Annotated in this window: 11 protein-coding genes; 1 reads left to right on the top strand and 10 read right to left on the bottom strand. The window is 37.2% G+C overall.

Annotated features, from left to right (window positions below):
* Positions 1-25: 25 nt before the first annotated feature.
* Positions 26-340: a heavy-metal-associated domain-containing protein gene (locus ACT3CE_RS09835; RefSeq protein WP_444709597.1), complete on the top strand. Its 315-nt coding sequence runs from the start codon at positions 26-28 to the stop codon at positions 338-340.
* 81 nt (positions 341-421) lie between these two features.
* On the opposite strand, the gene buk is transcribed toward ACT3CE_RS09835, so the two are convergent.
* The 10 genes from buk to ACT3CE_RS09785 form a co-directional block, all read right to left on the bottom strand.
* Positions 422-1,501, bottom strand: coding sequence for a butyrate kinase (gene buk / locus ACT3CE_RS09830; protein ID WP_444709596.1), 1,080 nt, complete (start codon positions 1,499-1,501; stop codon positions 422-424).
* 59 nt (positions 1,502-1,560) lie between these two features.
* Positions 1,561-2,706 carry an acyl-CoA dehydrogenase family protein gene (locus ACT3CE_RS09825; RefSeq protein WP_444709595.1) on the bottom strand — a complete coding sequence of 382 codons (1,146 nt, stop codon included), beginning with the start codon at positions 2,704-2,706 and terminating at the stop codon, positions 1,561-1,563.
* Between the two features lie 128 nt (positions 2,707-2,834).
* Positions 2,835-4,649 carry an acyclic terpene utilization AtuA family protein gene (locus tag ACT3CE_RS09820; RefSeq protein ID WP_444709594.1) on the bottom strand — a complete coding sequence of 605 codons (1,815 nt, stop codon included), beginning with the start codon at positions 4,647-4,649 and terminating at the stop codon, positions 2,835-2,837.
* A gap of 40 nt (positions 4,650-4,689) precedes the next feature.
* The gene (locus tag ACT3CE_RS09815) at positions 4,690-6,669 is read right to left on the bottom strand and encodes an ATP-binding protein (RefSeq protein ID WP_444709593.1); all 1,980 of its coding nucleotides are present in this window, start codon (positions 6,667-6,669) and stop codon (positions 4,690-4,692) included.
* 42 nt (positions 6,670-6,711) lie between these two features.
* The gene (locus ACT3CE_RS09810) at positions 6,712-7,512 is read right to left on the bottom strand and encodes an enoyl-CoA hydratase-related protein (RefSeq protein ID WP_444709592.1); all 801 of its coding nucleotides are present in this window, start codon (positions 7,510-7,512) and stop codon (positions 6,712-6,714) included.
* Positions 7,513-7,522: 10 nt separating this feature from the next.
* Positions 7,523-9,130 (bottom strand): carboxyl transferase domain-containing protein, encoded by a 1,608-nt coding sequence (locus tag ACT3CE_RS09805; protein ID WP_444709591.1) that lies wholly within the window; start codon positions 9,128-9,130, stop codon positions 7,523-7,525.
* Positions 9,131-9,238: 108 nt separating this feature from the next.
* Complete coding sequence (locus ACT3CE_RS09800; RefSeq protein ID WP_444709590.1) at positions 9,239-12,589, bottom strand: methylmalonyl-CoA mutase family protein; 3,351 nt, start codon at positions 12,587-12,589, stop codon at positions 9,239-9,241.
* A gap of 16 nt (positions 12,590-12,605) precedes the next feature.
* Positions 12,606-13,403, bottom strand: a complete 798-nt coding sequence (locus ACT3CE_RS09795; RefSeq protein ID WP_444709589.1) for a (Fe-S)-binding protein — start codon at positions 13,401-13,403, stop codon at positions 12,606-12,608.
* A 72-nt stretch (positions 13,404-13,475) separates the two neighbouring features.
* Positions 13,476-14,735, bottom strand: coding sequence for a 4Fe-4S dicluster domain-containing protein (locus ACT3CE_RS09790; RefSeq protein WP_444709588.1), 1,260 nt, complete (start codon positions 14,733-14,735; stop codon positions 13,476-13,478).
* Between the two features lie 120 nt (positions 14,736-14,855).
* The gene (locus tag ACT3CE_RS09785; RefSeq protein WP_444709587.1) at positions 14,856-15,824 is read right to left on the bottom strand and encodes an electron transfer flavoprotein subunit alpha/FixB family protein; all 969 of its coding nucleotides are present in this window, start codon (positions 15,822-15,824) and stop codon (positions 14,856-14,858) included.
* Positions 15,825-15,838 lie beyond the last annotated feature (14 nt).

The following is a 15,838-nucleotide window of genomic DNA, read 5'->3' as shown; positions in this document are numbered from 1 at the left end:
ATCTTAAATCAATAAAATTTAAAACATGAAAAACTTATCGCAATTTGTAAAAAGAAGCATTTTAGCTCTAAGCATTGTTATTATTTCGGCCACTGCTTATGCAGGCAATAAATCTGAAAAGAAAATAGAAACTGTTGTTTTTAAAGTTGAAATGGACTGCATGGGATGTGCAGGAAAAATCGAAAAAAATATCCCTTTCGAAAAAGGTGTTAAAAACTTAAAAGTGGATTTTAAAAATCAAAAAGTAAGTATTACTTATAAAACAGAAAAAACCAATAAAGAAAACCTGAAGAAAGCAATAGAAAAGCTAAAATTTAAAGCTGAAGAGATTAAAGAATAAATTCAAAAAATAATAAAATGGGCTGCAAAAACAGCCCATTTTTAATGTGTAATTATTATCCAAAATAAAACTCGCAACTTACTATTCGTAATCTAATATCTCTGTTTCTTCTCTCATAATCATTCTGCCATAGTCACTTAAAGCAGCTAAAACTTCTGCTCCCGGATATATAATTACAGGAGCAATTTTTTCAACTCGATTTCTTATTTCCGTCACAAATTTTTCATCTTTTGCCATACCGCCGGTAATAATAATTGCATCAACTGCTTCGCCTCCAAATACTGGAAACATAGAACCTATCGACTTAGATACCTGATATGCCATGGCTGCTAATACTTCGCTCGCCTTTTTGTCGCCGGCATCTCTCATTTTACAAACTTCGAAGCCACTATGGGTTTTAAAGTAGGCATATAATCCTCCTTCGCCAGTTTGCATTTTCATCATTTCTTCCTGTGTGTATTTTCCTGAATAACACATCTGAATCATTTCACCCATTGGCAAACTTCCACTTCGTATGGGCGAAAATGGTCCATCCCCATCATAAGCCTGATTCGAATCAATAACTTTTCCTTTATGATGAGCACCAATACTTATTCCACCTCCCAGATGTGCTATTATAAGATTCAATTCTTCATATTTCTTATAAATACTCTGTGCGTATTTCCTTGCACTGGTTTTTTGATCTAATGCATGAAAAATAGAACGTTTTTTAAATTCTGGTCGCCCAGTAATTCGAGCAATATCATCTAATTCATCCACCACAACCGGATCAGCCACATAAGCTTGAGAACCTTCAATTTTATCGGCAATGGCATAAGCCAATAAACCACTTAGATTCACTACATCCTTACCATATTTATCCTTGGTAAGATCTTTTATCATTAGCTCGTTTACACGATACACACCCGATTTAACTGGTTTTAATAATCCTCCACGTCCAATTATTATTTTAATTTGATTTATTGGAATATCGTTCGACTCCAATTCTTTCATAATAATATTAGTACGAACCTCCAGCTGATTGTAAAAATTTTCAGAATCGCCTAATTCTTCGGCTTTATGATTTATTTTTTTTAGAAAAACCGGGGAATTCATTCTGTAAACTGCAATTCTTGTGAATTGCATTCTCGGATTTAAAGCTAATATCAGATCTTTACTCATTTTATACTATTTTTAATGTTAGTAGCTTGTCTATTTGTTCACTCGTATATTCATTATAATTAACAACCAATATATCTGGAAATAACCATTCTTTGTATTTCTGAAGTTCCTTCGCCAATCTGTAAAAGACGCTGATCGCGATAAAAACGCTCTACAGGATATTCTTTCATTAGTCCATATCCGCCATGAATCTGAACGGCTTCATCGGCAACTTCTTTTGCAATTTCGGAACAATATAATTTGGCCATTGCTGCTTCTTTTCCAAAGTCTTTTCCTGTATCCTTTAACCAGCAAGCCTTATAAAGTAAGTTGCGAGCTAATTCAATTTTTAGAGCCATATCAGCCAGCTTAAAAGAAATTGCCTGAAATTTTGATATGGGTTTTCCAAACTGTTTTCTTTCCTGCGCATAGGATAATGCCAATTCAAAAGCCCCTTGAGCACATCCAAGTCCCATGGCCGCAATTGATAATCTGCCAGAATCAAGTGTTTTAAGCATTACTTTAGATCCCATTCCACGCTTACCAAGAACATTTTCTTTGGGAATACAACAAGTATCAAAAAACATTTCGGACGTATCAGAGGCTCTCCACATTAATTTACCATGCATGGCTCTTGAAGTCCACCCTGGCGTATTTCTTTCTACAATATAGGTTGTAAATTCCTTTTCATCGCCATTAATAGCACTTATTGCTTGCACAGTAACACCAGAACAGATACTTGCTGAACCATTGGTAATAAATATTTTCGATCCGTTAATTTCCCAACTCTCACCTAAATCTTTTGCATAAGTCTTAGATCCTCTTGAATCGGAACCAGCTTCGGGCTCCGTTAATCCAAAAGCCCAAAGTTCATTTCCAGTGCAAAGCCCGGGCAGATATTTTTGCTTTTGCTCTTCAGTTCCAAATTCATACAGGGGACCTATTCCTAATGAGTTATGCGCTGCCAGAGTAGCCGCATGAGATCCATCTACTCTGGCAATTTCCTCTACTGCAATAATATATGATAAATAATCGGTATGTTGACCTCCATATTTTTCAGGAAGAGTCATTCCGAATAGCCCCATCTCTCCCATTTTCTTTGTCAATTCGACAGAAAATTCCTCTTTCTCATCCAATTCCGGGGCAAGTGGTTTGATATCACGCTCGGCAAAATCACGAACCGCTTTTCTTATAATCTCATGTTCTTCAGTTAGATATGGAAACATAAATAGTAAATTATCAATTAATAATCAGTAATGTATATTCTCATTACCCAATCCATTTTTTCTATCTTAATGCATTTTAAGTTAGTAATAATCAAATATTATCCCAAGCTAAAAGATTGTATTCGTGTCTATTTATATATTTTCTTATTGGCTTTATTCAATAATTTCTCTGGAATAAGAATTTGCTGATTCAGCAAGGCAGATGCAAATGTTTTTCCTTGTGCATCAATCATCAAGGACTTTGTTCCTCCACCATCCAAGGATTCTTCCAAAAGAAAATTAAGAGCCTGTAAATTATCAATTTCAAAACGGGTAACTTTACCTTTGGTCATATCTCCAAACATCTCTGCAACTTTCTTCCCTGTTAAATCATGCTTCAGATAATGATATATCTCCTCGGATCTCGCCAAAATGCCAATATTTACGGTATCTCCCTTATCTCCCGATCTTCCCAAACAAATATCACGCAGGTAAACGGTAAGCAAACGATCCTCTTTCCAGGACGGATCAACATATTCCGTATGCTCTTTTTCTTCGAGAACCTCCATCTCTTCCTCATTTCCTAAAATGGAACCAATATCATGACTCTCCACAACTTCTCCTTCAGCATTTAAAATATGCACCGTAGAAACAATACATTCTTTAGGTATTAAGCTTGGCCAATAGGTAATCACCTGCTGCATGCGAGCTCTGCCCCCAGTTACTGCAACTCCTGATGGGCCGGAAAGAATCAATGGAGCAATACTCATCGAAAAGTTCTTTATTTTTGAAACATCAGTATCATAAACCGATAATCGTAACAAAATTTCATTCGGATCGATATTTTCAGCCAAATGCTGATGACATGCATTATAACCTACAAATTCTGTATTCTTTTTCTGATAAGAAGTATTTAGTCGTTCCCAGAAAATCTTTTCAAATTCCTGTGCCTTTTTTAGCACACGACCACCACTAATCACAATCGAACTTGTTGCTTTGTATCCGTCCTCGAATGCCATGGAAACTTTTAAATATGGTGTGGATGCATACCCTTTTGCATTCTTCACTAAAACACGATTTTCACCAACTTGCTCAAGGCTTAAATAACTAAAATCGGCAACCACATCCGGACTAATGTATTGGGCTGGATTACCCATTTCGTATACCAATTGCTCGCGAATGGTATCAATACTAATTAATCCGCCTGTATTCTCGTGCTTATAGACCGTAAACTCTCCATTTTGCTGCATTTCGACAATAGGATATCCCATGTTATCCCAACGCGGAATTTTCTGCCAATCGGTAAAATTTCCACCTGTCGATTGAGCTCCACATTCAATAATATGACCTGCAACTAAGCCGGAAGCTAGCTTATCCCAATCGTTTAATTTCCATCCTAATTCATGTACAAAAGGAGCCATTGTAACAGATGTATCTGTAACACGACCTGCCAATATTAAATCAGCACCACTTTCCAATGCTTTTAATAAAGGTGGAACTCCCAAATAGATATTTGCACTCTGAATATTATCCGCTATTTTGGTAAAATCCTCGCCAGAATCCATATTCTTAAAATTAGCTTTATCAGGATAAAATTCATCAATTCGATCAATAATATTATCTCCATCAACAACAGCAATTTTAATGGAAATGCCTTTTCCCTTCAATTCAGAAAGAATTTTTCGGGCACAGCCAATTGGATTAATACCTCCGGCATTAGTAATCATTCTAACACCCTTTGCTTTCATTAAATCAGCCACATCAACAATCTGATCAACAAAATCGGTAACATAGCCTAAAGATTCGTTTTTAAGCTGCTGTTTTCGTAGAATACTCATGGTAACTTCAGCCAAAAAATCTGATGATATATAATCCACATCGCCTCCTTCTAATTGCCGGCGCAGAACTCCAAGGTCATCACCCCAGAAACCTCCTGCATTTGCTATTCTAATTCTGTCTTTCATATCTAATGTAGTTAGGTGTTTATTTTTTAGTGAGCTGCAATCAATTAGAAATTTCCAATTGCAAAAGCTTCATTTTATTCTGTACCTGATCTCCCTCATTCACAAATACATTTTCTATAATTCCTTCGAAAGGAGCCAATATGCTATTCTCCATTTTCATTGCCTCTACAATAATTAAGACATCTCCTTTAGCAACCTTTTGCCCCTCAGAAGCTTCAATTTTCACAATTTTTCCGGGCATAGGCGCTAATATATTCCCATCATTCAACCGATTCGTATTATCACTCTCGTTTATCTCAGATTGAATTTCGGACCACCGTTCCAACTCATAAACTAAACCTTCACAGCTTACAAAACTCTTCCCTTCAGCATTTTTTGATCGATAAAACTGATATCTCTCCCCTTTAAACTCAAACAATAGATAATCTGTATTAATCAATACATTTTCAATCACATAAGCCTTACTCAAAACTATTATCCTAAATGGATTTTCGCTAATTATTTCAACATCAACAATCTCCTCATCTACAATTCGAATTCGCTTTCCTTGTTGTCTCCAATAACCTATCTCTTCCCAAACATTATCAAACTTTTCTCTATTTAATTCAAACAAAGCAAAGCTGATATAAAATAAATCCGGAGATATATCTTTCCTCTCTTTTTGCATTTTCAGTTTTAATGCTTCAGCATGATCCTGACAAAAATGAGTAGAAATATTATTCTGCTTAAAGTCATTTGTATTTAGCAAAGTATGCAAGTACATGATGTTATTTTTTATCCCATGTATCTCATATTCATGTAATGCATGATGCAAACCTTCAATGGCCAAACCTCTATTCTCATCCCACACAACTAATTTTGCAATCATAGGATCGTAATCAGGATGTATCGTACAGGCACCCTTTACTGCAGAATCTAAGCGCAACCGCCCTTCAAAAAGTTTAGGTACCTTGTAAAAACTGATCTCACCAGGCGATGGTATAAAATCCCTTTCCGGATCTTCAGCATATATCCTTGCTTCTATTGCATGCCCACTTAACTGTATATCATCTTGTTGCATTTTCAACTTACGCCCGGATGAAACCAATAATTGTTGCTCAATCAAATCAACACCTGTAATCATCTCCGTTACAGGATGTTCAACCTGAATACGAGTATTCATTTCCAGGAAATAATAATTCAGATCTTCATCCACCAAAAATTCTACTGTTCCTGCATTAGTATAATTCATTTCCTGTGCTAAAAAAACAGCCATATTGCCCATTTCCTTCCTCAACTCGGGCGTTAGTGTTGGCGATGGAGCTTCCTCAATCACTTTTTGAAATCGCCTTTGTATAGAACATTCACGTTCGTATAAATGCACAACATTTCCGTACTTATCAGCCAGAACTTGCACTTCAATATGACGTGGATTCCGTATGTATCTCTCTATTAAAACAGTGCCATTGCCAAAATAGGTAGCCGCTTCGCGCGATGTAGATTCCAAAGCGCTATTTAACTCTTCTTTTTGTCGAACAATTCGCATTCCTTTACCACCACCACCTGCAGCAGCTTTAATTAGTAAAGGAAATTTCATTTTTTGCGCCTCCTCAATTAATTTGGCCGAATCACCTACAACTCCCTCCAAAACAGGCACTCCAATTGTTTTAGCAAACTCACGAGCGTTTACTTTATTCCCCATTAATTCAATTGCATTTGCATCGGGGCCAATAAAATCAAAGCCATGATCAACACACAATTGCGAAAACACAGAGTTTTCTGCTAAAAATCCATAACCTGGATGAATTGCATCGGCACTTGCTTTTTTAGCAATCTCTACAATCTGATTAGAGTTAAGATAAGTTTCCTGCAAACTATTTCCCTTCAAGGGATATGCTTCATCAGCTTGTAAAACATGTTCGGCATCACGATCCAATTCTGTATATAAAGCAATGGTATGAATCCCTAAAGCTCTAGCTGTTCGCATGATTCTTAGAGCTATTTCACCTCGGTTTGCTATGAGTAGTCGTTTATAGTACATATTAATTTCAATTTGTAATTAAAAATGAATAATTACTAATTCTTAATTATCTAAAGTCCATTTCGGTTTGCGTTTCTCCAAAAAGGAACTCATTCCCTCCTGTCCTTCATCTGATTGACGAAGTTCTGCAATCATCTTAGCCGTATTTTCCATGGCTTGCTTATGATTCCAAACATTCTTCACATCATAAAGCAATTTCTTGCAAGTAGAAACTGCAATGGGTCCACTCGATTTCAATTTAGAAATCAAATCTTCCAATTTTGCTTTTAGTTTCTTTTCGCCAAAGGACCAATTCGCCAATCCTGCTTGTTGCGCCTCTTTCCCATCAAATCGCATTCCTGTAAGCATCAATTCTTTCGATTTATATTCTCCAACTCGCTTCATCACGTATGGTGAAATGCAAGCTGGTACAATTCCGATTTTTACTTCGCTTAGAGAGAAAACCGTATTCTTATGCGCCAAAACAAAATCACATGCAGCTAACAATCCATTGGCACCACCTATTGCCGCTCCATGAACAAGCGCTATTGTTGGGAATTTACATGCATAAACTGCATTAAAACACATCGATAGCCTGTAACTTTCCACATAATTCTCTTCATAAGAGTAATTGGCAACCCCTTTCATCCACTTTAGATCAGCACCTGCACAAAAAGATTTTCCTTTTCCTTTCAGGATAACTACTCGTAAAGTTTCATAATCCATCTTCTCAAGGTCTTCAAAACAGTCAATAATTTCGCCAATCATCACCTCGTTAAAGGCATTGTGAATATCTGGACGATTTAAAGTAATCGTTCCAATTTTGTCTTCTATATTAAATTCTATAGTTTGAAATTCTTTCATTATCAGATTTTTACATTCTAAACACACCAAAATCAGGCTCACCAAACTCTTTGTTTAAAGAAGATGCAATACCCATTGCCAAAACCTTTCGAGTATCAGCAGGATCAATTATTCCATCGTCCCATAGTCGAGAGGTGCTGAAATAGGCAGAACCTTCTTTCTCGTACTTATCTAGAATACTTTGTTTTAATTTGTCTTGTTCTTCCTGCGGAAACTTCTCACCACGCTTTTGCAATTGCTGCTCTTTCACTTGAACTAGCACACCTGCCGCCTGTTCGCCTCCCATTACAGATATCTTAGCGTTCGGCCACATAAACAATAATCTAGGTTCATAAGCACGACCCGCCATTGCATAATTTCCAGCTCCAAAAGAACCGCCTACAATCACTGTAAATTTTGGGACTTGAGCATTTGCAACTGCATGAACCATTTTGGCTCCATCTCTTGCAATTCCTTTGTGTTCGTACTCTTTACCCACCATAAAACCGGTAATATTCTGAAGAAACACCAATGGAATTTTCCGAAAACTGCACAGTTCAATAAAATGAGCAGCTTTTAAAGATGTTTCTGAGAAAATAATACCATTATTGGCAATAATACCTACTGGAAAGCCCATAATCTTAGCAAAACCCGTAACTATGGTTGGAGCATATCGCTCTTTGAACTCCTGAAACTTACTTCCATCAACAATTCTTGCTATCAATTCCCTTGCATCAACTGGTTTCTTAAGATCTAAAGGAGCCAATCCATACAATTCATCCACTGGGTAAGCTGGCTCCTTAACCGTTTCCCTTTCCAAATTGTATTTCTGAACCTTCGGCATGCTCTCAAAAATATTACGGCAAATTTGAACGGCATGTCGGTCATCTTCGGCCAAATGATCGGCAACACCCGAAATTGAAGTATGCATCTCGGCACCACCTAATTCCTCTGCACTAACATCCTCGCCAGTTGCAGCTTTAACCAATGGAGGTCCACCAATAAATATGGTTCCTTGTCCACGAACAATAATGGTTTCATCACTCATGGCAGGAACGTAGGCACCTCCAGCAGTACAAGATCCCATTACAATGGATATTTGAGGAATTCCCCTTGCCGACATTTTCGACTGATTAAAGAAAAATCGACCAAAGTCATATTTATCAGGAAAAACTTTTGATTGTTCGGGCAAGAATACACCGCCAGAATCCACCATGTAAATACAGGGCAAATGATTTTCCATTGCTATTTCCTGTGCTCGTATGTGTTTTTTAATGGTCTCTTTAATGTAAGTACCACCTTTAACCGTCGCATCATTCGCAACAATTATACATTCCCTTCCGTGAATAACACCAATACCCGTTACAATTCCGGCTGATGGAAATTGATTTTCATATTGATCGCAAGCCGCCATCGCAGAAAGCTCCAAAAAAGGCGTATTCTTGTCAAGCAAAAGCTCAATTCGATCCCGAACCAAAAGCTTTCCCCGTTTCAAATGGCGCTCTTTGGCTTTTTCATCAACACCCTTCAAAATTCCTTTCAATCGGTCTCGATATACACTCATTAACTCATCGTAGGACTTTCTGCTATCCAAAAAATCTGCAGATTGCACATCTATTTTTGATTCTATTTGATTCAATTTTATTTATAATTTAAGGTTAATTATAAGATCTTTTATTCTTATTTATCTCTAAAAAAATAGACAATTGCTATTTTTTACTGCAATCTAACGAACTATATTGTTAAGTTACATATTTCTTCTGTATTGACCACCAACTTCGTACAAGGCATTTGTAATTTGTCCCAAAGTACAGTACTTACAAACCTCCATTAATGCAGCAAACACATTTTCATTCTTCAAAGCCGTTTCCTTTAGTTCAAGTAAAACTTTAACTGACTTATCTTTGTTATTCTCTTGCACCAACTCCTTGAAATTGACTTGATTTACCTTTTCTTCTTCATCAGATCGAATCACTTCTTTGGGCTGAACTGTTGGCGATCCTTTCTTACTCAAAAAAGTATTCACACCTACTATTAGCAAACCTCCATTGTGCTTCAAACTTTCGTATTGCAATGACTCAGATTGAATTTTACTTCGCTGATACATGGTTTCCATGGCGCCCAAAACACCTCCACGCTCCGTTAAACGATCGAATTCAACCATAACCGCCTCTTCTACCAAATCAGTCAATTCTTCAATGATAAACGATCCCTGCAAAGGATTCTGGTTTTTTGCCAAACCAAGCTCTTTATTGATGATTAATTGGATTGCCATTGCTCTTCGAACAGACTCTTCGGTTGGTGTCGTTATAGCTTCGTCATACGCATTTGTATGAAGAGAATTGCAATTGTCGTAGATGCCTGTTAAAGCTTGCAAAGTGGTTCGAATATCGTTGAATTCAATTTCCTGTGCATGTAAGGATCTGCCCGAAGTTTGGATGTGATATTTCAATTTTTGGGAGCGATCGTTGGCTTTGTAAAGATATCTCATGGCCTTCGCCCAAATTATTCTCGCTACACGACCAATTACAGTATATTCCGGATCCATTCCATTGGAGAAGAAAAAAGACAAATTTGGAGCAAAATCATCCACATTCATTCCTCTCGAAATGTAATATTCTACCAGAGTAAATCCATTCGATAGAGTAAAAGCCAATTGAGTTATTGGATTCGCTCCTGCCTCTGCAATGTGATATCCAGATATGGAAACAGAATAGAAATTTCGCACTTGATTTTGTATGAAATACTCCTGAATATCTCCCATCATCTTCAAGGCAAAATCAATGGAGAATATACAGGTATTCTGTGCCTGATCCTCTTTCAACATATCTGCCTGAACTGTTCCTCTTATTTTGCAAATGGTTTCCTTTTTAATTTTCTGATAGATATCTTCGGGTAAAACCTGATCGCCTGTTACCCCCAATAACATTAATCCCAAACCATTATTTTCTTTAGGCAAATCGCCTACATAGCCTACCCTATCTTTGCCAGCGTAAATTTCTTCAATCTTTACTTTAACCTCTTCTTCCAAACCGTTTTCACGGATATAGATTTCACATTGCTGATCGATTGCTACATTCATAAAATAAGCAACCAACATTGGTGCAGGACCATTAATCGTCATGGATACAGACGTTTTTGGATCGCATAGATCAAAACCACTGTATAATTTCTTCGCATCATCTAATGAAGCTATGGAAACGCCTGCATTGCCTACTTTTCCATAAATATCTGGACGGTACTCAGGATCGGCACCATAAAGGGTAACTGAATCGAAAGCAGTGGATAAGCGAACAGCCGGTTGGTCTGCAGCCAGATAGTGAAAGCGTTTATTGGTTCTTTCCGGTGATCCCTCTCCAGCAAACATTCTTGTTGGATCTTCACCCTCTCTCTTAAATGGAAAAACACCTGCAGCATAAGGAAATTCGCCAGGAACATTCTCTTTCAGATTCCATTTTAGGATATCTCCCCATGATTTATAGTTAGGAAGTACAATTTTAGGAATTCGTGAATAAGACAATGTTTCGAAGTAAGTATCGACTTTTAGCTCTTTACCGCGAACCATATACGAGAAAACATCAGCTTTATATCTTTCCTTCTTTTCTTCCCAAACATCAATAATATCCTGATGCTTAAAGTCTTTAGAAAGTTTGATAGATTCACTGATTATATCATTTATAACTTCTTCTTTTTTAATTAGTTTTGAAGCCTTATCTAAAGCATACAATTGATCAGCAATTTCAGATTGCTCTTCAGCCTTTCTATTGTACCTACGCACAGTTTCCGCTATCTCCGAAAGGTATTTAACTCTAGCTGGAGGTACAATTTCAATTTTTTGACTAGCTTCTAAGATCGGTTTTCCATTCTTTGCAAATGCCGTCTCTTTGTTTGCAGATAAAAGCTCAATTAAGGCATGATAGAGCTCATTTACGCCATGATCATTAAATTGGGAAGCAACTGTGCCATAAACTGGCATATCGTCGGAATTTTGCTCCCAAAAGAGATTATTTCGTTGATATTGCTTTTTCACATCACGCAAAGCATCTTGTGCACCTTGCTTATCGAACTTATTAATGGCAACTAAATCAGCAAAATCGAGCATATCGATCTTCTCTAATTGTGTTGCTGCACCAAATTCAGGAGTCATCACATACAATTTCACATCGCTGTAATCCACAATCTCTGTATCTGACTGTCCAATTCCTGAACTTTCCAGAAAAATACAATCAAAGCCTGCAGCCTTCATTAAGGTCAATGCATCGTCAACATGTTTGGACAAGGCTAAATTTGCTCTTCTCGTAGCCAATGAGCGCAAATAAATGTTTGGATGGTTGATGGCATTCATTCGAATTCGATCCCCTAGCAATGCACCACCACTCTTCTTCCGAGAAGGATCAACAGATAAAATAGCAAGCTTCAATTCTGGGTAATCAATTTGAATTCTTCGAATCAGCTCATCGGTAAGTGAAGATTTACCTGCACCACCTGTACCTGTGATTCCGACAACAGGAACACTACTGATTTCAGCCTTATTTTTAAATTCCACAAACAGATCAGACTGTTGTAGTTCATCTTGTTCTGCTAATGTAATCAACCTCGACAATAAGTTTATATTACCTACACTAAGTTTTTTTATTTTAGGGAGTTCTACACTTTTAAATTCATAATCTGATTTTTCAAGAACCTCATTTATCATTCCTTGCAAGCCTAAATTTCTACCATCATCAGGAGAATATAGACCAGCTATACCGTATTCTACTAATTCCTTAATTTCAGCAGGAAGTATCACACCACCGCCACCACCAAATATCAGGATGTGCCCTGCATTTTTCTCCTGCAGAAGATCATACATGTACTTGAAAAACTCGTTGTGCCCACCTTGATAAGAACTAATTGCAATGGCCTGTGCATCTTCCTGAATTGCACAATCTACTATTTCTTCTGCAGATCGATTGTGTCCCAAATGGATTACTTCCGCTCCCGAAGCCTGAAGAATGCGTCGCATAATATTTATCGATGCATCATGTCCATCGAACAGAGAAGTTGCCGTTACAATTCGAACTGTATTTTTAAGCTTATATGTTGTATTTACTGTCATCCCCCTTGATTTAGTTCTACAATTCCAACGCCTTCTCAATAATCTCTGCCACATCTAAATTCTGCAAGTTCTCTTCTTGATTTTTTAGTTTGATACCATCTGTTAACATGGTCATGCAAAACGGACAAGCCGAAGCCACTTTATCTACTTTTGCTTCAATTACCTCTTCAGTTCGCTCAATATTCACTTCCTTATTTCCTTTTTCGGCCTCCTTAAACATTTGAGCACCTCCAGCGCCACAGCACAAAGCAGAACTTCTTGCACGCTTCATCTCTTTTATCTCGCCAAAAACTGCCTTTATAACATTTCTCGGAGCATCATAGATCTTATTTCCTCTGCCTAAATAACATGGATCATGGTAAGTAATACTTTGACCTTTGAAAGGATTATTGCCCAAATCTAATTTGCCCATGCGAATCATTTCATCTAGAAAAACCGTGTAATTAATCAGCTCATAATTGCCCCCCAATTCCGGATATTCATTTTTTAGCGTATTGTAGCAATGTGGACAAGTGCAAATAATCTTTTTCACTTTATATCTATTCAATACTTCTATATTTTGCATGGCTTGCATCTGAAAAAGCATTTCGTTTCCAGCTCTCTTGGCAGGGTCTCCAGTACAACTTTCCTCTTTCCCTAAAACAGCGTAACTAACAGCAAGATGATTTAAAATTTTAGCAAAGGCCCTAGCTACTTTTTGATATCTGACATCGAATGCTCCCGCACAACCAACCCAGTATAAATATTCAGGTGTTTCGCCTTTCGCGACAACATCAGCCATTACAGGTACATCTATTTTTGTTTCTATACTCATTTCAATATATCTATTAAATGATTACTTTTCCTAAAGCACGACTATCAGCACTAGCACAATAAGGTAAGCTAACTATTCTGCCCATTTCATTCTATCCTCTGATGAGAATTGCCATGGTGCTCCGTTGTTTTCAATATTGGTAAACATGGTATTTAACTCTGCTGGTGCCGAAGCTTCCTCCATCACCAAATACCTTCTCATATCCATTATTAAGTTTGGATGACTAATATCAATTGGACATTCCTGAACACAAGCATTACAAGTCGTACAAGCCCAAATTTCTTCTTCTGTAATGTAATCTCGCAAGAGCGATTTGCTATCCTCTTTTCCCAATGCCGCCAAGGGTCCTTTTTCATCCATACGCTTTCGAACATCAACAAAAATCTTTCTAGGAGATAAAAGCTTGCCTGTGATGTTTGCAGGACAAACATCCGTACAACGGCCACATTGCGTACAAGACAAAGAATCCATATAGTTTTTCCAGCTAATGTCTTCAATATCTTTCACACCAAATCGAGCAACTTCAGTATCCTCATCGTAAGCAGCTTCAGGATCCAACATCAACTTTACCTCACGAGTAATACTTTCCAAGTTTGGATACTTTGTAATTGGCTCTAGATTAGCCAAGAATACATTCGGAATGGACAAAAACACATGAAAATGCTTTGAATAAGGCAGATAGTTCGCAAATGTGAATATCAAAAGAATATGAATCCACCAGCCTGGTTCCTGTAACCAACCAAAATCCCAGCCAAACAAATTAACAAAAGCTGCAGAAACGGGATAAACACCTTCATATCCATTGGGATGATTACTAATATATCCCATATTGAAACAAATCAGTGACACCATTAAAAAACCAATAAAAAATAAGGATAGTTGAGCATCCCAATTTGCTTTCGCTGTCATTTCCACCCCAGAGAAACGCTTTATCTTCATAAACATTCGGCGAATGCTAAATACTATAATAAAAACAAGAATTAACAAAGCAAACACATCTCCAGAGGCCATAACGACATCATAAAACCATTCTGTAAAGGCAAAAGCTCTATCAACTCCTGATACACCATCCACAAGCATTTCTATGCTTCCTAATGTAATCACAAGAAAGCCCCAAAACACTAGAGCGTGCATTAAACCAATTACCGGCTTACGAAATATTTTCGCTTGCCCGAAAGCCACATTTAAAGTATGAGAAATTCGAGCACCAATGTTTCGAATTGGATAAGAAGGCTTAGTTAGCTTGAAAAATGACCTCAATCGTCTTACCGAATAGGCAAACACGCCAAGTGTAATCAACAATGCGATGATAAAAAGAATCTGTTTGGTCATATTCTGGATATTAAGAATTCACTTACAATTTATGATGTTAGTTTTAATCCTGAGCAAAACTTAAGAAGCTATAAGTAACAAGAATTCTTATGTCTTGATACTTTTTATCTACTACTTATATTATGATTTTGAATTTCTGAATGCTTCTGTTAATCTTGGTAAAATTTCCATTGCATCGCCAACAATTCCATAATCGGCAATTCCAAAAATAGGCGCTTCGGGATCGGTATTAATTGCCACTATGCATTTACTTCGGCTAATACCCGCAACATGCTGTATCGCACCTGAAATACCAGCTGCGATGTATAAATTCGGTGCAATTACTTTCCCTGTTTGTCCTACATGTTCTTCATGACCACGCCATCCTTCATCCGAAACCGGACGAGAGCAAGCTGTTGCTGCATTTAAAACTTCAGCTAAATCTTCAACAGGTCCCCAATTATCCGGACTTCTCATTCCTCTACCGGCTGAAATCACCACATCAGCATCGGAGAGAATTACTTTATTTTTCTGCTCCTCCTCTTCAATAACCTGAACTTTAAATAATTCCGTATCTACTTCTGGAATAAATTCTTCAATCACAGATTCTACTGGATTCTCAACAATTCCAAAACAATTTTTAGCTATGGTAATTATTTTTACTGATGAATCGATTTGAACATACCTAAATGCTTTTCCCGAAAACACTCTTTTTTTAACAATAAAAGGATCGAGAGACGTCGGCAATTCCTGAACCGAAGCAACAAGTCCGGCCTTCATTTTAACTGAAACTCTTGGAGCAATTGCTTTTCCACTATTGTTATCGCTCAAAACAAGTAGCTTTACACTCTCTTTTTCAGCAATTTTTGCAAGTACCTCGGCATATACACGACTTGTTAGTATGTTCATTTTAGGATCATTTACAGAAATAATTTTATCCGCTCCAAATTTTCCTAAACTCTTTAGTTCCTCTTCTGCTACCTCACCAATAGAAACTACAATAAGGCAGCTACTTAAATCGCTGGCTAATTTCTTGGAATAGGAAACCAACTCATGCGTGGAACTTTTAAATTTTCCGTTCCAATTTTTGGCAAATGCTATAACTGACATAGGCTATTTTTTTA

Origin of the sequence: Marinifilum sp. RC60d5 (assembly GCF_052400665.1) — a bacterium.
GTDB lineage: Bacteria > Bacteroidota > Bacteroidia > Bacteroidales > Marinifilaceae > JBQTGK01.
This window is presented reverse-complemented; position numbering and strand designations above follow the sequence as displayed.

Coding starts and splice junctions, on each gene's coding strand:
- ACT3CE_RS09795 (WP_444709589.1), bottom strand. CDS start 13,403: ATGAGTATAGAAACAAAAATAGATGTACCTGTAATGGCTGATGTTGTC.
- ACT3CE_RS09815 (WP_444709593.1), bottom strand. CDS start 6,669: ATGTACTATAAACGACTACTCATAGCAAACCGAGGTGAAATAGCTCTA.
- ACT3CE_RS09820 (WP_444709594.1), bottom strand. CDS start 4,649: ATGAAAGACAGAATTAGAATAGCAAATGCAGGAGGTTTCTGGGGTGAT.
- ACT3CE_RS09810 (WP_444709592.1), bottom strand. CDS start 7,512: ATGAAAGAATTTCAAACTATAGAATTTAATATAGAAGACAAAATTGGA.
- ACT3CE_RS09785 (WP_444709587.1), bottom strand. CDS start 15,824: ATGTCAGTTATAGCATTTGCCAAAAATTGGAACGGAAAATTTAAAAGT.
- ACT3CE_RS09800 (WP_444709590.1), bottom strand. CDS start 12,589: ATGACAGTAAATACAACATATAAGCTTAAAAATACAGTTCGAATTGTA.
- ACT3CE_RS09825 (WP_444709595.1), bottom strand. CDS start 2,706: ATGTTTCCATATCTAACTGAAGAACATGAGATTATAAGAAAAGCGGTT.
- ACT3CE_RS09790 (WP_444709588.1), bottom strand. CDS start 14,735: ATGACCAAACAGATTCTTTTTATCATCGCATTGTTGATTACACTTGGC.
- buk (WP_444709596.1), bottom strand. CDS start 1,501: ATGAGTAAAGATCTGATATTAGCTTTAAATCCGAGAATGCAATTCACA.
- ACT3CE_RS09835 (WP_444709597.1), top strand. CDS start 26: ATGAAAAACTTATCGCAATTTGTAAAAAGAAGCATTTTAGCTCTAAGC.